We start from the raw sequence: 20,061 nt of genomic DNA on the forward strand, positions 1-20,061 counted from the left end.
CAGCGGCGCATGGACAGCCCGCTCCCCGATGAGGCGTGCATGTTGGGGGCCGGCCCGGAGGATGGCTCTACAACAAGTTAGAATTCCCCCGCCACATGCGGTATTCCTGTTGGTCCATTCATACGGGTGGCGCACGCAGCGCTACCAGGAATCGATCCTGTGACCTCTCCCCTGCTGGGCATCCACCACGTCGCCCTGATCTGTGCCGATTACGACCGTTCTCGCGACTTCTATGTGCGCGTGCTCGGGCTGACGGTGAAGGCCGAGCACCATCGCGCCGAACGCGATTCCTGGAAGCTGGACCTGGCCCTGCCCGATGGCGGCCAACTCGAGCTGTTCTCTTTTCCTTCTCCACCGCCGCGACCCAGCCGCCCTGAGGCGCAGGGCCTGCGCCATCTCGCCTTCCGGGTTGAGGCCCTGGAGCCGGTGATCGCGCGGCTGGGGGCTGAGGGGGTGCCGTGCGAGCCCATCCGCACCGACGCGTACACCGGACAGCGCTTCACGTTCTTCGCCGACCCGGACGGGCTGCCGCTGGAGCTGTACGAAGTCGGCTGAATGTGGCTGTGGGTGTCGTCACCCACGCGTTCCGTACCGGAGCGAATGGGTATACAGTCCGCCTGTACCGGCGCCTCGCCGGCATTCACGGACATCCCTGGGAGGGGAACATGCGCAAGACCTTCAAGACCCTGCTGCTGGCACTGCCACTGATGATGGCCGCGATGTCGGCCAGCGCCGCCGACGGTGCCGCGGGCCGCTGGAAGACCATTGATGACAAGACCGGCAAGGTGAAATCGATCGTAGAGATCACCCAGGCCGCCAACGGCACGCTGACCGGCAAGGTGGTCGAGATCCTGCACTCGGACAAGGGCCCCAACCCGGTCTGCGACGGCTGTGAAGGCGCCAACAAGAACAAGCCGGTCAAGGGCATGACCATCCTGTGGAATCTGAAGCAGGACAAGGGCAGCACCACCCAGTGGTCCGGTGGCACCGTACTGGATCCGGCCAACGGCAAGACCTACAAGTCCAAGCTGGAGCTGCAGCCCGGTGGCAAGAAGCTGGACATGTCCGGCTGCGTGGCCTTCATCTGCCGCACCCAGACCTGGGTCCGCGAGTAAGCGTCCCGGATGTAAACCACTGCAACATCAAGGCCCTGGGGCCGAGGCGGGCTGACCGCTTCGGCCCTTTGCCTTTCTGGGGAGCATGCGATAATCCCGCGTTCCCCCTGGCAACAACGCTGACCATGACCCGCACCGCTCTTGTCACCACCGCCCTGCCCTACGCCAATGGCCCGCTGCATCTGGGCCACCTGGTCGGCTACATCCAGGCTGACATCTGGGTGCGCGCGCGGCGAATGAGCGGGGGCAGGACCTGGTTCGTGTGCGCCGACGACACCCATGGCACCCCGATCATGCTGGCCGCTGAAAAGGCGGGCGTGACCCCGGAAGCCTTCATCGCCAACATCCAGGCCAGCCACGAGCGCGACTTCGCCGCCTTCGGCGTTGCGTTCGACCATTACGATTCGACCAACTCGCCCGGCAACCAGGCGTTGACCGAAGCGTTCTACCTCAAGCTTGAGGCGGAAGGGCACATCACGCGCCGTTCGGTGGCCCAGTTCTATGACCCGGCCAAGGGCATGTTCCTGCCCGACCGCTACATCAAGGGCATCTGCCCCAACTGCGGCACCGCCGACCAGTACGGCGACAACTGCGAAGTGTGCGGCGCAACCTATGCGCCTACCGAACTGAAGGACCCGCGCTCGGTGATCTCCGGGGCGACCCCGGAAATCCGCGATTCCGAGCACTTCTTCTTCGAGGTAGGGCGCTTCGAGTCGTTCCTGCGCGACTGGCTGGCCGGTGACGTGGCACTGCCGGGCGTGAAGGCCAAGCTGGGCGAGTGGCTCAACGCCGAGGGCGGCCTGCGCGCCTGGGACATTTCCCGCGACGCGCCGTACTTCGGCTTCCAGATTCCCGGCCACCCGGGCAAGTACTTCTATGTCTGGCTGGACGCCCCGATCGGTTACCTGTCCAGCTTCCAGGCGCTGTGCGCGAAGAACGGCGAAGACTTCGACGCGCACCTGCGCGCCGGCACCAGCACCGAACTGCACCACTTCATCGGCAAGGACATCGTCAATTTCCACGGCCTGTTCTGGCCCGCCGTGCTGCATGGCACCGGTCATCGCGCCCCGACCCGGCTGCACGTGAACGGCTACCTGACGGTGGAAGGCGCCAAGATGTCCAAGTCGCGCGGCACGTTCGTGATGGCGCGCACCTACCTGGACGTGGGCCTGGAGCCCGAAGCGCTGCGCTACTACTTCGCGGCCAAATCCTCCGGCGGCGTGGATGACCTCGACCTCAACCTGGGCGACTTCATTGCCCGGGTCAACGCCGACCTGGTGGGCAAGTTCGTCAACCTGGCCAGTCGCTGCGCCGGCTTCATCAGCAAGCGCTTCGAAGGCCGCCTGGCCGATGCACTGGCCGACGCGGATCAGTACGACCGTTTCGTCGCCGCACTGGCCCCGATCCGCGAGGCATACGAGCGCAACGATCCGGCGGCTGCCCTGCGCCTGACGATGGCGCTGGCCGACGAAGCCAACCGCTACATCGACGAACAGAAGCCGTGGGTGATTGCCAAGCAGGACGGTGCCGACGCGCAGCTGCAGTCGGTGTGCACGCAGGGCCTGAATCTGTTCCGCGTGCTGGTCACCGCGCTCAAGCCGGTGCTGCCGGCCACTGCCCAGCAGGCCGAAGCCTTCCTGGCCGCGCCGGTACAGCGCTGGACCGATATCGCCTCGCCGCTGCTGGCGCACACCATTGCCGTGTACGTCCCGCTGTTCACCCGTATCGACCCCAAAATGATTGACGCCATGACCGATGCCTCCAAAGACACCCTCGCCGCGCCTGTTCCCGCTCCCGCCGCACCGGTCAAGCCCGCCGCGCCCGCACCCGCAGTCGCAGCCGCGGCGCCCGTTGCCGCCGGCGAAGGCCCGGCCCACATCGGCATCGACGACTTCGCCAAGCTGGACCTGCGCATCGGCAAGGTGCTGGCCTGCGAATTCGTGGACGGTTCGGACAAGCTGCTTCGCTTCGAGCTGGATGCGGGCGAGCTGGGTACGCGCCAGATCTTCTCCGGCATCCGCGCCAGCTACGGCGAACCGGAAAAGCTGGTGGGTCGCAGCGTGGTCTTCATTGCCAACCTGGCCCCGCGCAAGATGCGCTTCGGCCTGAGCGAAGGCATGATCCTGTCGGCCGGTTTCGATGGCGGCGCGCTTGCGCTGCTGGACGCCGACAGCAGTGCCCTGCCGGGCATGCCGGTCCGCTGATCGTCGACTTGCGCCACGACCAACGGTCGTGGCCTACCTGGGAGGGTAGGACGTGGAGTTGGCCCTCATCGACTTCGACCACACCGTGACCACGTGCGATACCTACGCGCGGTTCCTGCGCCGCGTGGCCACGCCCGAGCAGCTGGCCCAGGCGTGGTGGAAGGTGGGTCCGTGGCTGCTGGCCTATCGGTTGAAGCTCATTTCTGCCGAACGTATCCGTGCCCGCGTGACCCGGCTGACGATGCGCGACCGCCATGCCGACGACATCGCCACCCAGGCGGCGGGCTTCGCCCGTGAGGTACTGCCCGAGGTGGTGCGGCCACAGATGCTGGAGCAGATCCGCTGGCACCTGCAGCAGCGGCATACGGTGGTGATCGTGTCTGGATCGCTGGACCTGTACCTGCGCCCCTGGTGCGAAACGCTGGGGCTGGACCTGATCTGCAACCGTCTGGAAAGCCGCGACGGCCGCCTCACCGGCGGCTACGCCGACGGCGACTGCGCACCGCGCAAAGCCGACCGCATCCGCGACCGGTATGACCTGTCACGCTACCTGCGCATCCACGCCTACGGCGACAGTGTCGAAGATCGCCCCATGCTGGCGCTTGCCCATGAGCGCTGGTACCGCGGCAAACCGCTGACATGATGGTCCCGCGCAGCCGACGCCACGCATGAAGACCTCTACCGCCCTGATCGAACGCCTGGACCGGTTGCTGCCGCAGACCCAGTGCGGGCAATGCGGTTTCGATGGCTGCCGCCCGTATGCCGCGGCGATGGCCTGCGGCGATGCAGGCGTGGAGCGCTGCCCGCCCGGCGGCGACGCGGGCGCCCGCGCGCTGGCGCGGGTACTGGAGGTGCCGGCCGTCCCGTTCGACCGCAGCCGTGGCGAACACACGCACGCCCAGGTGGCCGTGGTGATCGAGGCCGACTGCATCGGCTGTACCAAGTGCATCCAGGCCTGTCCGGTGGACGCCATCGTCGGCGGGGCGAAGTACATGCATACGGTCATCGCCGACCTGTGCACCGGCTGCGGCCTGTGCATTCCGCCATGCCCGGTGGATTGCATCGATCTGGTGCGGGTGGCCTGATTCCGCGCAGCCACGCAGGGCGTGGCTCTACGCGTTACCGTCAGGCACGCCGGGCGCCGTAGAGCCACGCCCTGCGTGGCTGCGCCGACGGTTACGGCAAGGCCGCCGTAACGACGATCTCCACCTTCCAGCTGGCATCGGCCAGTTTGGCTTCGACCGTGGCGCGTGCCGGGGTCATGCCCGATACCACCCACTCGTCCCAGGCTGCGTTCATGCCGGCGAAATCACTGATGTCGGCGAGGAAAATTTCCGCGCGCAGGATGTGCTGCTTGTCGCTGGCCACCAGCGCCAGCAGCTTGTCGATCTCCGCCAGCACCTGGCGGGTCTGGCCGGTGATGTCCTGGCTGGTGTCTTCGGGGATCTGCCCGGACAGATAGGCGACCTTGTTGTGCACGGTCATCTCGGACATGCGCGGACCGACGTCGAAACGTTCCAACATGGGGATGGCTCCTGTGGGTGGTGCGGCCATTGTCACCGATGCCAGGGCCGGCTGTCGTTGCGCCGGGTCAAACCGGCCACAGCAGGCGCAGCCGCACGCTTGGCAAGCGTCGGCGGGAGGCGCACGATGCGCCGGCGAGGCACGCTGGCGTGCTTTGACTTTTTCATCGCCTGCCCCGGAGCACGCTGTACCGATGACCGAAACAACCCCTGCTCCCTCGTCCCGCGTCGGCTGGCGCCGTGCGGCGACTGTCCTCTTCAGCTTGGGCATCCTTGCACTGGCCCTGCGCGGCCTGGCTGGCGAGTTTGACGAACACGGCTACCGGGCCATCCGCGAGGCCTTCCGCGACCTCGGCAGTGGGCAGATCGCACTGACCGTGGTGCTGGGGCTGGCCAGCTACGCCTGCCTGATCGGGTTCGATGCGATCGGATTGCGCCGCAGCGGCAAGCGCCTGCACCCGGCCCGTATCGGCATCACTGCCTTTCTCGCGCACACGCTGGGGCAGACCCTGGGGTTCGCGGCGCTGACCGGCGGCGCGGTGCGCCTGCGCGGGTACGGGGGCGTCGGATTGAGCCTGGGCGAGATCGGCCAGGTGGTGCTGATGAGCACGCTGGGCTTCGTGTTCGGCGCGTGGCTGCTGCTGTCGCTGGCCTTCGTCCTGGAACCCGGCGCCGCCGCGCTGGCGCTGCCGGTGTCCGCGCAGGTGGTGCGTGGTTTGGGCGTTGCCGCCCTGCTCGCGTATATCGCTACGGTGCTGATGGTGGGCCGCAACGGCCGCAGCTTCCAGATCCGCGGGCACGCCCTGTGGCTGCCGGATCGCCGCACCATGCTGGGCGTCACCGCGTTGAGCGTGGTCGAGCTGGTGCTGGCCAGCGCGGCGTTCTACGTGCTGCTGCCGATGGATACCCCGACCGGCCTGCCCGGCTTTGTGGGGCTGTATCTGGTCGCAGTGCTGGCCGGGCTGGTGTCGAGCGTGCCGGCCGGGCTGGGTGTGTTCGAATGGAGCCTGCTCAAACTGTTGCCGCAGGTGGCGCCCGCCGCAGTGCTGGCGGCGGCGCTGATCTATCGGGTGACCTATTACGTGCTGCCGCTGCTGCTGGCAACGGTACTGGCCGTGGCCCCTGCGCTGCGCCGCCCGCTGCGGGTCGGCGCCGGGGCTACCCGCGCCGGCTGGACCGCGCTGCGGCCGTGGCTGCCGCAGATCATCGCGCTGGCAGTGTTCAGCGTGGGCGCGGCGCTGGTCATCGACGGCACCCTGCCCACGCCTCGCCGCCACCTGCTGCATGCCTCGTTGCCGGTCCTTGAGACCTCGCACCTGCTGGGCAGCCTGGCCGGCGTGGTACTGCTGCTGATCGGCCAAGGCCTGCAGCGGCGCAGCCATGCCGCCTGGATGCTGGCCCTGGGCATCTGCGTGATCGCGCCGCTGCCGATCTGGCTGCGCGGCGGCCAGGTGCTGATCGCGTTGTCGGCCGTGCTGGTGGCAATGGCGCTGTGGGCCTCGCGGCGCGAGTTCTACCGGCAGGGTGCACTGCTCGACGAGGCGTGGTCGTGGCCGTGGCTGCGCAACCTGGGCCTGGTGCTGGTAGCGGTGATCTGGCTGCTGTTCTTCGTCTACAGCCATGTCGAATACCAGAACGAGCTGTGGTGGCAGTTCGCCGCACAAGGCAATGCGCCGCGCGCACTGCGGGCGCTGCTGGTGGTGGCGATCGCACTGGCGATGTTCGGCCTGGCGCGCCTGCTGCACAGCACGCGCACGCCGCTGCCATCGGCGGATGCCGCGACCCTGGAGGCACTGGGCCCCATCCTGTTGGCGGCGCAGGACACCCAGGCCTGCCTGGTGCTCACGGCCGACAAGGCCGTTCTGCGCGACGAGGCCCAGCGTGGCTTTGTGATGATGCAGCGCTACGGTGGTTCGCTGATTGCAATGGGTGACCCGGTGGGACCGCCGGAGGTGGCGCGTGCGCTGATCTGGCGGTTCCGCGAAGAGGCCGACCGGCTGGGGCTGCGTCCGGTGTTCTACCAGGTGGGTGAGGCGCACTGGCAGACCTACCTGGACCTGGGCCTGACCCTGGTGAAGCTGGGCGAAGAGGCGATGGTGCCGTTGCAGGGTTTCAGCCTGGAAGGCCGCGAGCGCGCCGACCTGCGCCAGGCCTGGAACCGTGGCAAGCGCGGCGGCCTCAGCTTCCGGGTGGCCACGCCTGATGAAGTGCCGGCACTGATGCCCGCGTTGGCCGAGGTGTCCCAGCAATGGTTGGATGACAAGGCTGGCGATGAGAAAGGCTTCTCGCTGGGAAGCTTCGATCCTGCCTATCTGGCGCGCTTCCCGGTGGCTGTGGTGGAGGTCGAGGGCCGCATCGTGGCGTTCGCCAATCTCTGGCAGGCACCGGCCGGGCAGGAGCTGTCGGTGGATCTGATGCGGCACGTGGACGACGCGCCGAAGGGCACCATGGATTTCCTGTTCATCGAACTGTTCCTGTGGGGCAGCGCGAATGGATTCCAGCGCTTCTCACTGGGCATGGCGCCCTTGTCAGGCCTGGCCCAGCATCGGCTGGCCGGCCGCTGGAACCGCTTCGCCAACGTGGTGGCGCGGCATGGCGAACGCTTCTACGGCTTCAGTGGCCTGCGCCGCTTCAAGTCGAAGTTCGCGCCGGTGTGGCGTGCCCGCTACCTGGTCGCGCCGGGCGGCATGCACCTGCCGGCAGCGCTGCTGGATGCAACGCGGTTGATCTCCCTCGATCCGCGCCGAGGAAAGAATGAGGCGCCGGTGAGATGAACGCATCGCCCTGCGCCAATGTGAAGCGCCTTCCAGGCATTCAACGCTCTACAGCGGATCAACGGCCAACCGCGCGAACACCCCGGTGAAACGCGCAATACTGTCGCTGCCATGCACGGCATGCAGCGCCTGTTCGGCCAGCGCCTGTTCCTGCCATATCCATGCAAGACGGGGTTCCACGGCCAGGGCCTGCCACACCGGCATCAGCGCTTCTGCCGGCATCGGCGTTCCCGCCATCAATGCCTGCGCAAGATCGAGGCTCACTGGATGCTGGGTGAGATAGGCCATGGCCCGCTGCGACAGCGGGATGCCTGCAACGCACTCCGGCAGGAAGTAACGGGCACGGGCAGGCCATGTGGGCTGCGCATCCTGCGCGGGCGCTGCAGGCGATGGATTCAGGCGATTGAGCGAGGCACCGGAAATGTGCAGGAACTGCGGCGTGCCCTTGCCCACGAGCCGGAACGAATAGGTTTCGTCCGCCTGTGCACGTGCGGCCATTTCGACCACTGCGTTGTGGAACTTCACACAGTCCGCGCTGATCGCGGTGGCACCACCGGCCTTGGTTTCGCCGACGAGCACCACATCGTCGCCATGCATCAGCAGAAAGTCGATTTCGCCCTTGATGTGGCGGCTGTCCTCCGGCCTCAATGCGGGCGGCACATGCGCCCCTCGAGCGATCCGATAGCCCGTAACGGACGGCTCGCCAGACGCTTCGTTCATCGCCACACACAGCCGCGCCAGCACGCTGCCTACATGGTCCTCAACGCTGCGTCCGCGCGCGGCGCCGCCGGCCATGGGGCGGGTGGACCTGCGCAGCGCCAGATAGTCGATGACGCCGGGCTGCTGCTGCAGGTGCTGCTTCTCGGCCAGCAGCGCCACATGCGGGGTGGCGCCCTCTGCCAGCGCCACATCCAACGCGGCGGCGCTGGCAATGACCTGCGTCCAGTCGCCACGACCGGCGCGCGCGTCGCGTACGGCAGCAGCAAGGGACATCAGCATGTCCTTCCTGGCGACATCCGGTTCGCGCTCGATGCGGGCCGGATAGGCCAGATCGCCCAGCTTCTTTGCCGCATGCACGGCCGCGCGATAGGCTTCGCTGTCGATCAAGCGCGTGTACTGGCGCACCTCGGGAAACCGATGCCACACCATCGCCTTGTGCAGGTCGACGTCGTCTTCCTGGACAAGGTGCTCCAGACTCTCGCGCAGCGCGGCGCAGAACAGTGGCGCGGCGGTTTCATCGCCACCTCCAGATCGGCACGACGACAGGGCATCGGCCATCTTCTGCGCGCTCGACGGCCACGCGTCACGCCGAGCGCAACGGTCATCGGCCATCAGCTGATGCAACTGCGCTTCGACGCGTGGGGTGCGAGCCATCAAGGGCGCTGGGATCGTGCCGCCAGATGCTGCAGCAGCGTCTTCGCCAACCGGTCGTAATCACCCTTGAAGTGGTGGTCGCCGGGCAGCGCGATGATCGTTGCCTGGGCTGCGGGGACGTCAGGGCACAGCGCATCGTCATCATCCTGTCCGTACAGGCACAGCGTACGGTCGGCCGGCAGGCGGGCGATTTCCGGTGCAATGGGCAGGCCACCGCCGCCGCCGCCCAGCCAGTTGCTGACATGGAACTCATAGTCCGCCGTACGACCGACCGACATGAGCCCGATCATCGCCACCGCGTTGCGCGTGGCCGGGTCAAGCTGGTTGATCGCGGCGGGCAGCACGTCCGCCCCCTGAGAGAAACCGACCAGCACCAGGCGTTTGCGCTGCCACTGCGTACTGTAATGGCGGGCGATGCGTTCCAGGTCGCGGGCGAACCCTTCGGGCGTCCGTTCGGTCCAGAAGTAGCGTAGCGAATCCACGCCCACCACCGACACCCCTCCTTCGCTCAGGGCGGCCGCCACCTCCTTGTCCAGACCGGCCCAGCCACCGTCGCCGGAGACGAAGATGGCCAACGTATCGCCGGGCACGGGTGACGGGATCTCCACCACCGGCAGGCCGTTGAGGTCGTCCGGCGGCGGCGCCAGGCTCACACCTTTCTGCGCACCGATAACCTCCGCCGCTGCGAGCAGCCCGGGCAGGTCATCACCGGACGCGGTGCGCTGGAACTCGCGCCCCATCGCAACGCCGCGCACGAAGGCAGAGGCTTTGCCAGCCGCACACTGGCGGTCACCGGCGGCGTTCAACCAGGGAAAATTCAGTTCGGCCGGCTGCAGGCGGCCATGGCTGACGCCTGCGCCGCAGGCCTTTCGTTCACGCGTCTGATCGGGGCAGAAGTCCGTGGTCAGCAGGCCGGCGAACACCTGGGTATCGGCCTGCGCCGCCACCGCGTACGCCAGCTCGGCACCCGCACCGTCGCCAGCGACCAACGGCAGGTGGTAGCCGGGCACATGCAGGTAGGCCTGGAACCAGCGCGAGAAGTTCTCCACATCGCCGGCACCGAAGGCGCAGTCCCCGCCACCCTCGCGGGCGAGCGCTTGGCGCAGCCGGCCCACGTCCACCTCTGCCACCAGCGCGCCATGCGCACGCAGGGCCTCGATACGCTGCCGGGTCCGTTGCTGTTCACGGCCACCGTCGAACCAGACCACGACCCGTTGCGGGTGGCCGTCCGGCGCATGGATCGGGATGTCATGGAAACGTCCGTGGGTGACCTGCTGCGGGGCTGCGCAGGCCGCCATCGACACCACCGCGCTTACCAGCCCCAGCACCACCCCCAGCCCCCTGCCCACACTGGCTCGCCGCATCGTCACGCATCCCGGAAAAGTGGCCCCACGATACGCCAACAAAAAGGGGACGGAGGACGTTATTCCGCAGATAACGTCCTCCGTCCCCTTTTTTGTTCAGCCCGCCACAACTGCCACGCCGCGGCGGCCAGCCACAGCACCACGACCGCGATCACCAGCTTCTGGCCGGCGCCGCGCGGCGGACCGCGCCACAGCACGTGCAGCCACAACAGCGCAAAGCACAGCCACGCCCACCACCAGGCAGCTGCGGCCCAGCGCGACCACTGCGGATCGGCGCGCAGGTACCAGCTCTGCAGCAGCATCGCCACGCTCACGCAAAGAAACGCGGTGTTGGCCGCCACCGCATGGACCAGCGGTGCCAGCAGCGGCGCCCGCTCAGGCAGCCAGCTGTCGCCGATCGCCACGCCCAGCAGCCCCAGGCCCGCCATGCAGAACAGCAGGGGCGCAGCCACGCTCCGGCGGGCCGAACCGCTGGCGGCATGCAGCGCACCTGCCAGCAGCATGATCGCCACCGCCAGCACGCAGTAGGCAATACGCAATTCCAGCCCCCACGGACCGTGCAGGTACAGGCTCAGCGTGGCCTGGACCCAATCCAGATCCTGGCGCGTCCACTGCGTCCACAGCGCGGTGGCCACGAACCCGGCCAGCGCCAGCAGCGCCAGTCCCGCCACGTGGGCACGGAAGGAGACTGGCAGGCGCGGGTTCCCAGGTTGGCTCACGGGCGATCCGGTTCAGGGCTCGGCGTCGGGATGGCGCTGCCGCCACGCGGCCAGCGCGGCGCGGTAGCGCTGCAGCTCGTCGCTGTACATATCCAGCACGCACAGCGGGCAGCCGCTGCCGCAGCACTCGTTGGGGCCCGGTTCTTCCGGCGGTTGCGGGCGCGGGTCGGCATCGGGGTGGAGGGGCAGCATCGGAACGGGCATCGGCGCGGCGGGTGTGGAATCAGCCCGGCCAGTGTAATCGACCGGGTCAGTACCCGAGCCGGCGCCGCAGATTGGCGCGCGCCGCCGCGTCCAGCCGCCCATGGAAGAAATCGCTCAGGAAGATACGCGGGCTGCGCAGCAGCTGCTTCAGGAAGCGGCCCCGGTTGAGCCGGAACAGGAACCCCGGTACATGCCCGGCATATTCCTCGGCGATGCCCCGGTCATAGGCATCGAACACGTCCGCCGGCGCCCCCAGGATCGCCATGTCGCAGTCCAGGAACAGCGCCGCATCCGCATCGAGGTCCGCTGCGTCGAGCGTTCCATGGCGGGCGGTGAGCAGGATCAGCGCCTCCACCCGCGCCACGTCCACGCCCGCGCCCGGCAGCCAGCGCTCGATCTGTGCACGCGCCAGCGCCGCCGATCGCGCCTCGTTGTCGCTGCGCCCGGCGTCGTAGATGGCGTCGTGATACAGCGCGGCCAACTGCACTTCACGCGGGCGTTGCCAACCAGGCCCTTCGGCCACGGACTGGCAGTGCTGAAGCACCGCGCGCACGTGCGGGTAGCCGTGGTACGCCCGCGGTGGCGTGGCGTATGCAGCCTCGAGATCGGCCTGCATGGCAGGCGGCAGCGAGAGCGGTTCGAAGGTCATGGCGGCATCATTGGCCAACCCCGCCTTCGCTGGCAAGCCTGGGCGCGGTGGTTTTTTCACCACGGATGGGAGAGGGCCGCGCGGCGGGGCCTGGCGAAGGTTACCCACAGGTTTGCACGGTGCTGGTCCACATCCACTGTGGATGGCCGGATACGCCGATGAGCGGCATGCCGGTCACCTGCGTTGCGCCTAGACTGGCATGGCGAACGGCCTGTCAACCCGGCGAGGTGACTGCGATGTCTGGCTGGAAATGCGTTGCCCTGCTGGCCCTGCTGACCTGGACGCCGGCATTCGCCGCGCCACCTTCCACCGCCCCTGCGGCCCCGGCAGCGGTGGAGACGCTCGAACCGCTGCCTTCCCCGGAACAGATCCTGGCGATTCCACCCGGCCTGCAGGCCATGCTGCAGGAGCGCGTGATCGGCCCCGGCAGCTCGCGCGAACAGCGGCTGGATCGGCTGGTGCACCTGATCTTCGACGAAGACGCCATGCACCTGGAGTACGACCCGTATGCGACCCATACGCTGACCGAGACCTGGCAGACCCACCGCGCGAACTGCCTGTCCTTCACGCTGTTGTTCGTGAGCTTGGCGCGCGCCGCGGGCATCGAGGCGCACGTGCAGGAAGTGGCCCAGGTGGTGACCTGGAACGTGGACCAGGGCGTCATCTACAGCATCGGTCACGTCAACGCGGGTTTGTTTTTCAACGGACGCAATGCCGTGGTGGACCTCGACCGCAACGTGCTCTACGACCGTTACGGCCCGCGCCCCATCAGCGACCAGCGCGCGCTGGCGCACTTCTACAACAACCGCGGCGCCCACCACATGGCCGAAGGCGAGCCCGCGCAGGCACGTGCCTACCTGCAGGCCGCGCTGCGCCTGGCACCAGAGTTCACGGCGGGCTGGAACAACCTGGGGGTGCTCGACACCCGCGAAGGCCATCTCGACCAGGCGCGGCGCGACTATGAGACGGCGCTGCGCCTGCAGCCACGCCACGCCGCCGCGCTGAGCAATGCCACGGCGCTGTACCGGCGGCTGGGCGAACAGCGGCTGGCCATGCAACTGGCGCGGCGGCTGGAGAAGGTGCAGCAGGCCGATCCGTTCGCGCAGTTCCGCCTGGGCAACGAAGCCGAGCAGCGCCATGACTACGCGCAGGCGATCCAGTACTACCAACATGCGGTGCGCCTGTATGGCACCGCGCACCAGTTCCACTTCGGCCTGGCGCGCGCCTATTTCCTGGCCGGCGACACGCGCCGCGCATCGGCGGAGATGCAGCGCGCACGCGACCTCGCCGGCGAAGATGCCGGTGTACTGCGGGCGACCTACCAGGCCAAGCTGGACAGCCTGCAGAAGTGGCGGCAGCGGACGGCGACCAACTGAATGTGCCGGTAGTGCCGGCCGCTGGCCAGCATTCCCACGCGCGGGCGCTTACGCCTTCTTCAGAAAACAGGTCTTCAGGACCAGGCCCTTGATCTTGTCGGAATTGCCCTCGATGTGCTCGGCGTCATCTTCGACCAAGCGGATGTTGCGGATGACGGTGCCCTGCTTCAACGGGATCGAGGAACCCTTCACCTTCAGGTCCTTGATCACGGTAACGGTGTCGCCACTGGCCAGCGTGTTGCCGTTGCTGTCACGCACGACCTGGGCCTGGCCGCCGGCATCGCCTGCCGCCCACTCATGGCCACAGTCCGCGCAGATCCACAGCGCGCCATCGGCATAGGTGTTTTCCAGGGTGCATTGCGGACAGGCAGGAACGGCGGACATGGTGGAGCCTTCAGGTTTCAGAACAGCGGGCATTGTACCCGCCCGGCCCGATCGGGCCTTGCACCGACGGTCCGCTTGCCGCAAAGTGCGCGCCCCCTGACCACCGGCCCGGCCCTGCATGAAAATCGGCATCGACTTTGGCACCAGCAACTCCGCCGCCGCCGCCGTGGTGGACGGTCGGGTCGTGCCGATCCGGTTCGGCCAGGCCGAACAGTTCCGCACTACGGTGTATTTCCCGGAAGTAATGCGCGATCCCAACGACTTCGAGCTGACCCCGGCGCTGGAGCACGAGCTGGCGCGGCTGGTGGACGCGGCGGCGCGCGATGCGCGTGCGGCCGGGCAGGAACGCGCGCCGGACGCGCTGCGCCGCGAGGCCCTGCGGGTAGTGCGCCGGCAGTGGATGGAAGAACAGATGCGGGCGCCGTTGAGCTCAACCACCCTGCTGCAGAACGCGGTCTACGGTGACGAGGCGCTGGAGGCGTACTTCGAGGAGAACGAGGGCAACCTGGTGCAGAGCCCCAAGTCGATGCTGGGTTACAACCTGCACCCGCGCGCGCGCCAGACCATCACCGGCATCGCCACGCACATCCTGGAGCACATCCGGCTCACGGCATCGCGGCAGCTGGAGACGCCCGTGCGCACCGCCACGCTGGGCCGCCCGGTGCAGTTCCGCAGTTCCATCGGTGCGGCGGGTAACGACCAGGCCCTCGACATCCTGCACACCGCCGCGATCGCGGCGGGCTTTGACAGTGTGGATTTCCTTGAGGAGCCGGCGGCCGCAGCCATGCACTACCACGCCGAAAGCGTGCAGGAACACGATGCAGTCGTGGTCGATATCGGCGGTGGCACCACCGATGTGGCGTACGCACGGGTGGGTGGCACACAGGCGCCGAAGATCCACCGGGCGTGGGGTATCGCCCGCGGCGGTACCGATATCGACCTGGCCTTGAGCCTGGGGGGCTACATGCCGCTGTTCGGGCGCGGCGAGAGCCGGGTGCCGGCCCACCACTTCGTGGAAGCGGCGATGGTGCAGGACATGACGCGCCAGCGCGATTTCCGCCAGCACAGCTACCGCGACGTTGATGCCCCGTGGGGCAAGCGGCTGCAGGCCCTGCAGGAGACCGGCAACACGGCGCGGCTGTACCGCGAAGTGGAACGCTGCAAGATCGCCTTGAGCAGCGAGGAGCAGCACGACAGCGCGCTGGGTTTCATCGAGCGCGACCTGGGTGTGCGGATCGACAGCCCACGGCTGCAGAGCGCCGCAGGCGGCTACCTGGCCGAGCTCGGCACGCTGCTGGAGCAGGTGCGTGCGGACATCGGCCATGACCCGGCGGCGATCTTCCTCACCGGCGGCATGTCGCGCGCGGGCTATCTGCAGGCCGCGGTGGCCGCGGCCTTCCCCGCCTCCACCCTGGTGCGCGGCAACCCCTCGTTCGGCGTGGTGCACGGGCTGGCATGGTCGGCCGCCGGCTGATCCCTTGCGGCACAAGGGTTTCGGGCCGTGGAACCTTGGTATTAACAAAACGTTACGCCAGAAGCGCTATCATCTTTCGGCTTCGATGCGCAATGCGCATGTCGCTCCGGGCCTCGTACAGGCCACCGTCCCTGCCGATGCTGCCGCCTGTTGGATTCGTCCTGGGCGCCGGGATCGTTTTATCCAAGAGAGATTCGATTGGGCGAACGCCTGGCTTCACCAGCCCCTGCCTCACCTGCCGAGCCCGACCCCATCGACTGCCGCCGCTGCGACGCGGTGTGCTGCCGGCTTTCGGTCACGGTGATGCCCGATGACGCGGTTCCCGGCCACCTGCTGGATACCGACGAACTGGGGCGGACCGTCATGGCCCGCAACGAGGAAGGCTGGTGCGCCGCGATCGACCCCTACCATCTGCGCTGCACGATCTATTCGCAGCGCCCTGCGATCTGCCGCCAATTTGCGATGGGCGGCGATGACTGCCGCCTTGTGCGGCAGGACTACCGTCGACAACAGCACGATGCGTCGACGTTCTTTTCCACGTTACACCCATGACAGGAGCATCCATGGCCCGTTCGCCAAAGACCTCCCCCAAGGCAGCCAACACCGTTCGCGTTGACCGCAAGCAGGGTTCCAACACTGCACTGAGCAGTGCCAGCATTGCCGCCGACCTGGCCGCGTTCCGCAAGAGCGGCGGCAAGATCGAAGTTCTGGGCAACACCCTGGCGCTGAAAAGGGCCGGCTGATGCCGCAGCCGTCCGCACCGGCCCCAGGCCGGTGCGGGGGCCGCACTCAGCGGCCGTCCAGCGTGACCCGCACGTTGCCCGAATGGGCGTTGATCGAAATATCGCCGTCGCCGCCGCCCAGCCTTGTATCCAGGCTGCGACCCGGCCCGTAGCGCGGCCGCTCCACCTGGCCTGCATCCGACTGGATGTCACCACTGAACGTCTTCACCGCCAGCTGCGCCGACACTTTGGCCGACAGCTTCAGCGCGATGGAACCACTGACCGTCTGCAACGTCACCTTGCCACCCGGCGACAGACCGCCCGCCGCCACGGTGAGGCTGCCTGACACGGCTTCTGCGGCAAGCCGCTGCACCCGCGCGGTGTCCAGGCGGATGCTGCCGGACACGGTTTCCGCTGCCACTTCGCCGGCAATACCGCCGCCGGCCTGGATCGAACCGCTGACCGCGCGCAGTGACAGGCGCTGCGTCTGCACCTGCGAACGGATGCTGCCGCTGACGGTGGTCAGCGCGGTCTCCGCACTGCGACCGGCTGCCGCGACATCGCCGCTCACCGCATTGGCCTGCAGCCGACGCAGGTCCACATCGGCCACATCGATGTCGGCGCTCACCGTGCCCAGCTGCACTTCAACCGAACGCGGCACCCGCAGTTCCAGCGTAGCGCCGCCGTTGTTGCCGTTGCGCGGATAGATCACTTCCCAGCGAACCCGGTTGGCGCTCTTGTCCTGCTGCAGGCGCAACCCATCGGCCATGCTGCCGCTCAACGCCACTTCGTTGCGGTCCCAGCCGCGCACGCTGACCTTGCCGGCGATATTGCTGATTTCGACGCGTCCACCCGCCGCCAGCGGGTGGCGCTCGTCGACGCGGGTGGCGGCCTGTGCTGCCAGCGGCAGCAGCAGGCCCAGGGCAACAATCAAACGCAATGGATTAGGCATGTGACGCTCCTTCAGGATGGCAGGCCAGCGGCGTTCACAGCCTGCTGGGTGAGTTCGAGGCGCAGCGCATAGGTGCGCTGCAGTTGGGTGAGCAGATAGCGCGAGCGCGGGTTTTCGGCGATCGCGGCGCGGATGTGGGTGGCACTGGAATCGAGCTCGCGCAGCGCGGGCTGCCAGTCGGCACCGATCTGTGCGGGCGGCAACGTGGCCATCGCCTGCTGGTACTCGTCGGCAATGACATCGGCCTGCCGCTGCAGCGGGGTCGGGCGCGGCGTGGGCGGGGTCGCGGTGGGCACCACCATCAGCACTGCCAGGCCTGCAGCCAGGCCCAGGCCGATGCGCAGCGGCCAGCGGCGCGCCCGGCGGCGGGGCGCCACCGCGGGCTCCGCCTGCGCTGGCGGCAGCTGGGCCGCAATCTGCTGCCAGGCACGCGCGGGCGGCACCCGCTCGGTGGGCAGTGCACGCAGGCGCGCCTGCAGGTCGGGGTCGGTGTCGTGATCGTTGTTGTTCATGCAGGTTCTCCCAGGCGCGCGCGCAACAGGCCGCGCGCGCGATGCAGCTGTGCCTTGGAACTGCCGACGGCCATCTGCAGTTGTTCGGCGATTTCATGGTGTTTCCAGCCTTCGATGTCATGCAGCACCAGCACGGCACGCGCGCGGGGTGGCAGGGTTTCCAGTGCGCGCTCCAGGTCCAGCGAGGTGCCTGCGCAGCGATCCACCGCAGGCAGCGCCGCGAGCACCTCCCAACTGTCCTCGCCGGTTTCACCGGTCTCACGGGTCGCGCTGCCGCGCAGTTCCATCAGCGCCGCATTGACGCCGAGCCGGTGCAGCCAGGTGCCCAGGCTGCTGTCGAAGCGGAACCCCGGCAGCGCACGCCAGGCCTGCAGGAAGGTTTCCTGCAGCGCGTCCTCGGCGCGAGCGGCATGGCCGCCACACAGCCGCCACAGCACCGCATAGACACGCGGCGAATGCCGGCGGTAAATGCGTTCGTACGCAGCGGTATCGCCCGCCACCGCCGCCCGGACCAGGCTGGGATCGTCGGCGTGGTCGGCGTCGGTGGCGGCGCGGGGAGCGGGCATGGTCGTGTCGAGCATATCCCTTGGATGCGGGTGGGGCTGAAAAGGTTTAAAGCCGTACGACGGATCGCGTCATGGCGGGCGTTTAAACCTTTCGGGCACCGGCGGCATCCAACCGGTTGTCACCCGCACGCGTTGCCCCAGGAGTTGCCATGTCCCCCAGCTGCCTCGCCCTGCTGCTCTCGCTGGCCAGCGCCTGCACCCTGCCCTGGAGCCCGGTGACGCTGCGTGTGTCGCTGCCGCCTCGGCCCGACCTGTGCGTCCAGTACCAGCAGCACCCTGCGGTATGTGCCTCGCACCTGCTCGCGGCACTTGAGCAGGCGCACCGCCTGTCCTGACCCGGCGCGCTAAAATGCGGTTCCCCCGGCATTACCGCTGCAAGGAACCGCGCCACGCATGAAAGACCATCTGCCCGCCTGGACCCATGACTGGCTTCACTACGGGGTTCCTGCCCTGCAGATTCTGCTGACCCTGCTGGTGGCATGGCTGCTGCGCCTGATCGCGCGGCGCCTGATCCGTCGCGTCGGCGAGCACTACACCCTGCCCCTGGAAATGGTGATGGGCGCGCGCCGTGTCTTCACGTTCGTGGTGTATTTCACCGTACTGCTGGTGGTGCTCAACATCATCGGTGTACAGGCCAGCGTGCTGTGGACCGCCTTCACCGGCTTTGCCGCCGTTGGCGCGGTGGCGTTCTTCGCCGCGTGGAGCGTGCTGTCCAACATTTTCTGCACGCTGCTGATCTTCACGACCCGCCCGTTCCGGCTTCACGACTACATCGAAGTGCTTGAGAACGGCGAAAAGCCGGGGCTGAAGGGGCGCGTCATCGACGTCAACCTGATCTACACCACACTGCAGGAAAGCGGCGCCGGGCACGAGGGCACCGTGCTGCAGATCCCGAACAACATGTTCTTCCAGCGCACGGTGCGGCGCTGGCGCGATCCGGCGCTGGCGCCGGGCGGGATCCAAGGCGACGGGTGAGCGCGCGTACCCCCTACAGCAAGGACAGTCAGCGTAGCAGGCAACGACCGTCGGTCGTTGCTCGAATGGGTCCCCACCAGCGGTGAGGACCTACAGCAAGGACAGTCAGCGTAGCAGGCAACGACCGTCGGTCGTTGCTCGAATGGGTCCCCACCAGCGGTGAGGACCTACAGCAAGGACAGTCAGCGTAGCTGACTGTCCTTGCTGCCTCGGCGGTTATAGGTGCCGGCATCGTGCTGCGCCGCGTCTTCGACCTCCTGGCAGCGCACGCACAGCCGCACGCCCGGCACCGCACGACGCCGGGCGTCGGGGATGGGCGCCTCGCATTCCTCGCAGTGGGTCAGCCCCGGGCCGTGGCGCAGCTGCGCCCGGGCGCGCTGGATGGCGTCATCGACGGTGGCGTCGATCTGGTCCTGGACCGCGCCGTCGCCTGCCCAACCTGTGGCCATGATGTGTCTCCCATGCCGTTACCAGCAGACAGCTTAGACCTGCCTGCGGACGGCCTGCCAACGCGCGGCTGAACGCGGGCGCGGCAGCTGAATCCTTCATCGGGACACGCGCACCAGGCGGGCGCCGCCGCTGGCGCCATCGCTACCAGACCAGGTCGTCGGGGACCTGGAACTGCGCGTAATAGGCGTCATCCTCGGCGTTGCCGGTACTGGGTTCGGCCTGCGCCTTGCCCTGGCCGTTGTCCAGCACGATCGCGTCCGCGTCGCGTTCACGGATCCTGTCGGCGGCCGCGCGCGGCACCAGTTCGAACCCCTCGCCAACGCGCACGATCACCAGGCTGCCGCTGGCCAGTTGCCGGCGCAGCAGAGGATTGACCAGCATCGTGCGGATCAGGGTGCCATCGTTGAAGCGGTACTCGCTCTCGCCCTCACGCTTGACCTTGTTGGTCTCGATGATCTGGCGGACCTGCGCCTGCTGTTCCTGCACCCGGCCCTTTTCCTTGCGTTCGGCTTCCAGCGCACGGTCGCGCTCGGCCTTCTCCGCGCGCAGCCGCTCGGCGTCGCGCTGGCTGTCGGTCGGGGCGACGGGCGCCTTGCCGTGCCGGGCCTTGACCTGTTCGCGTGCGGCCTGCGAGACCTGGGACTTCTTGACCAGTCCGGCCTTGAGCAGCTGTTCCTGCAGGGGGTTTGCCTTCGCCATTGCGGTTGCATCTGTTGTTGCGGGA

General features: G+C 67.9%; 24 protein-coding genes. 12 read left to right on the forward strand and 12 right to left on the reverse strand.

Annotated features, from left to right (window positions below; genetic code table 11):
* The first annotated feature begins 150 nt into the window (after nt 1–150).
* The 5 genes from gloA2 to rnfB all read left to right on the forward strand — a co-directional run bounded on the left by gloA2 (nt 151) and on the right by rnfB (nt 4,404).
* The gene (gloA2, locus tag AC3ITN_RS13925; protein ID WP_489392938.1) at nt 151–555 is read left to right on the forward strand and encodes an SMU1112c/YaeR family gloxylase I-like metalloprotein; all 405 of its coding nucleotides are present in this window, start codon (nt 151–153) and stop codon (nt 553–555) included.
* Between the two features lie 110 nt (nt 556–665).
* Nucleotides 666–1,115 carry a DUF2147 domain-containing protein gene (locus AC3ITN_RS13930; RefSeq protein WP_313343173.1) on the forward strand — a complete coding sequence of 150 codons (450 nt, stop codon included), beginning with the start codon at nt 666–668 and terminating at the stop codon, nt 1,113–1,115.
* A 125-nt stretch (nt 1,116–1,240) separates the two neighbouring features.
* Nucleotides 1,241–3,319, forward strand: coding sequence for a methionine--tRNA ligase (gene metG, locus AC3ITN_RS13935; RefSeq protein ID WP_489390886.1), 2,079 nt, complete (start codon nt 1,241–1,243; stop codon nt 3,317–3,319).
* Between the two features lie 52 nt (nt 3,320–3,371).
* Nucleotides 3,372–3,962, forward strand: a complete 591-nt coding sequence (locus AC3ITN_RS13940) for an HAD family hydrolase (RefSeq protein WP_489390887.1) — start codon at nt 3,372–3,374, stop codon at nt 3,960–3,962.
* Nucleotides 3,963–3,987: 25 nt separating this feature from the next.
* Nucleotides 3,988–4,404, forward strand: a complete 417-nt coding sequence (gene rnfB, locus AC3ITN_RS13945; RefSeq protein ID WP_489390888.1) for an Rnf electron transport complex subunit RnfB — start codon at nt 3,988–3,990, stop codon at nt 4,402–4,404.
* 91 nt (nt 4,405–4,495) lie between these two features.
* Here the strand turns inward: rnfB and AC3ITN_RS13950 are convergent, their stop codons facing one another.
* The gene (locus AC3ITN_RS13950) at nt 4,496–4,843 is read right to left on the reverse strand and encodes a RidA family protein (protein ID WP_313343162.1); all 348 of its coding nucleotides are present in this window, start codon (nt 4,841–4,843) and stop codon (nt 4,496–4,498) included.
* Between the two features lie 193 nt (nt 4,844–5,036).
* Here AC3ITN_RS13950 and mprF point away from each other — a divergent pair, with 193 nt between their 5' ends.
* Nucleotides 5,037–7,616, forward strand: a complete 2,580-nt coding sequence (mprF, locus tag AC3ITN_RS13955) for a bifunctional lysylphosphatidylglycerol flippase/synthetase MprF (RefSeq protein ID WP_489390889.1) — start codon at nt 5,037–5,039, stop codon at nt 7,614–7,616.
* 48 nt (nt 7,617–7,664) lie between these two features.
* Here mprF and AC3ITN_RS13960 read toward each other — a convergent pair whose 3' ends face one another.
* Genes AC3ITN_RS13960 through AC3ITN_RS13980 form a run of 5 tightly spaced genes read right to left on the reverse strand, consistent with a single transcriptional unit; the run spans nt 7,665 to nt 11,926 of the window.
* Nucleotides 7,665–8,990, reverse strand: coding sequence for a hypothetical protein (locus tag AC3ITN_RS13960; protein ID WP_489390890.1), 1,326 nt, complete (start codon nt 8,988–8,990; stop codon nt 7,665–7,667).
* Nucleotides 8,990–10,354, reverse strand: a complete 1,365-nt coding sequence (locus tag AC3ITN_RS13965; protein ID WP_489390891.1) for a virulence factor family protein — start codon at nt 10,352–10,354, stop codon at nt 8,990–8,992. Before AC3ITN_RS13965 ends, AC3ITN_RS13960 begins: the two co-directional genes overlap by 1 nt.
* Before the next feature lie 59 nt (nt 10,355–10,413).
* A complete protein-coding gene (locus AC3ITN_RS13970) occupies nt 10,414–11,073 on the reverse strand; it encodes a DUF998 domain-containing protein (RefSeq protein ID WP_489390892.1) in 660 nt (219 codons plus the stop codon).
* 12 nt (nt 11,074–11,085) lie between these two features.
* The gene (locus AC3ITN_RS13975; RefSeq protein WP_313343148.1) at nt 11,086–11,265 is read right to left on the reverse strand and encodes an oxidoreductase-like domain-containing protein; all 180 of its coding nucleotides are present in this window, start codon (nt 11,263–11,265) and stop codon (nt 11,086–11,088) included.
* A 58-nt stretch (nt 11,266–11,323) separates the two neighbouring features.
* Nucleotides 11,324–11,926, reverse strand: coding sequence for an HD domain-containing protein (locus tag AC3ITN_RS13980; protein WP_313343145.1), 603 nt, complete (start codon nt 11,924–11,926; stop codon nt 11,324–11,326).
* Between the two features lie 236 nt (nt 11,927–12,162).
* Between AC3ITN_RS13980 and AC3ITN_RS13985 the strand changes: the two genes are divergently transcribed.
* Nucleotides 12,163–13,302 carry a tetratricopeptide repeat protein gene (locus tag AC3ITN_RS13985; protein ID WP_313343142.1) on the forward strand — a complete coding sequence of 380 codons (1,140 nt, stop codon included), beginning with the start codon at nt 12,163–12,165 and terminating at the stop codon, nt 13,300–13,302.
* A gap of 48 nt (nt 13,303–13,350) precedes the next feature.
* Here the strand turns inward: AC3ITN_RS13985 and AC3ITN_RS13990 are convergent, their stop codons facing one another.
* Entirely contained in the window at nt 13,351–13,686 is a 336-nt protein-coding gene (locus AC3ITN_RS13990; RefSeq protein WP_489390893.1) for a zinc ribbon domain-containing protein YjdM, read from the reverse strand.
* Between the two features lie 118 nt (nt 13,687–13,804).
* Here AC3ITN_RS13990 and AC3ITN_RS13995 point away from each other — a divergent pair, with 118 nt between their 5' ends.
* The 3 genes from AC3ITN_RS13995 to AC3ITN_RS14005 all read left to right on the forward strand — a co-directional run bounded on the left by AC3ITN_RS13995 (nt 13,805) and on the right by AC3ITN_RS14005 (nt 15,903).
* On the forward strand, nt 13,805–15,160 hold the full coding sequence (locus AC3ITN_RS13995; protein WP_313343138.1) for an Hsp70 family protein: 1,356 nt from the start codon (nt 13,805–13,807) through the stop codon (nt 15,158–15,160).
* A gap of 252 nt (nt 15,161–15,412) precedes the next feature.
* Nucleotides 15,413–15,712, forward strand: coding sequence for a YkgJ family cysteine cluster protein (locus tag AC3ITN_RS14000; RefSeq protein ID WP_313343339.1), 300 nt, complete (start codon nt 15,413–15,415; stop codon nt 15,710–15,712).
* Between the two features lie 11 nt (nt 15,713–15,723).
* A complete protein-coding gene (locus tag AC3ITN_RS14005) occupies nt 15,724–15,903 on the forward strand; it encodes a hypothetical protein (RefSeq protein WP_313343136.1) in 180 nt (59 codons plus the stop codon).
* Between the two features lie 46 nt (nt 15,904–15,949).
* On the opposite strand, the gene AC3ITN_RS14010 is transcribed toward AC3ITN_RS14005, so the two are convergent.
* The 3 genes from AC3ITN_RS14010 to AC3ITN_RS14020 are packed head-to-tail and all read right to left on the reverse strand — an operon-like array spanning nt 15,950 to nt 17,927.
* The gene (locus AC3ITN_RS14010) at nt 15,950–16,834 is read right to left on the reverse strand and encodes a DUF4097 family beta strand repeat-containing protein (protein ID WP_313343134.1); all 885 of its coding nucleotides are present in this window, start codon (nt 16,832–16,834) and stop codon (nt 15,950–15,952) included.
* A gap of 11 nt (nt 16,835–16,845) precedes the next feature.
* Nucleotides 16,846–17,346, reverse strand: coding sequence for a hypothetical protein (locus tag AC3ITN_RS14015; RefSeq protein WP_489390894.1), 501 nt, complete (start codon nt 17,344–17,346; stop codon nt 16,846–16,848).
* Entirely contained in the window at nt 17,343–17,927 is a 585-nt protein-coding gene (locus AC3ITN_RS14020) for an RNA polymerase sigma factor (RefSeq protein WP_313343128.1), read from the reverse strand. The genes AC3ITN_RS14015 and AC3ITN_RS14020 overlap by 4 nt, the downstream gene beginning before the upstream one ends.
* Nucleotides 17,928–18,061: 134 nt before the next feature.
* On the opposite strand from AC3ITN_RS14020, the gene AC3ITN_RS14025 reads away from it, so the two are divergent.
* Complete coding sequence (locus AC3ITN_RS14025) at nt 18,062–18,247, forward strand: hypothetical protein (protein ID WP_313343126.1); 186 nt, start codon at nt 18,062–18,064, stop codon at nt 18,245–18,247.
* Nucleotides 18,248–18,305: 58 nt separating this feature from the next.
* The gene (locus AC3ITN_RS14030) at nt 18,306–18,887 is read left to right on the forward strand and encodes a mechanosensitive ion channel family protein (protein ID WP_313343123.1); all 582 of its coding nucleotides are present in this window, start codon (nt 18,306–18,308) and stop codon (nt 18,885–18,887) included.
* Nucleotides 18,888–19,069: 182 nt separating this feature from the next.
* Here AC3ITN_RS14030 and AC3ITN_RS14035 read toward each other — a convergent pair whose 3' ends face one another.
* Together AC3ITN_RS14035 and AC3ITN_RS14040 are read right to left on the reverse strand one after the other, a co-directional pair.
* Entirely contained in the window at nt 19,070–19,336 is a 267-nt protein-coding gene (locus AC3ITN_RS14035; protein WP_489390895.1) for a DksA/TraR family C4-type zinc finger protein, read from the reverse strand.
* A 142-nt stretch (nt 19,337–19,478) separates the two neighbouring features.
* Nucleotides 19,479–20,036 (reverse strand): DUF2058 domain-containing protein, encoded by a 558-nt coding sequence (locus tag AC3ITN_RS14040; protein ID WP_489390896.1) that lies wholly within the window; start codon nt 20,034–20,036, stop codon nt 19,479–19,481.
* Nucleotides 20,037–20,061: the final 25 nt, after the last annotated feature.

It is taken from the genome of Stenotrophomonas sp. KH_036_B, assembly GCF_057839485.1.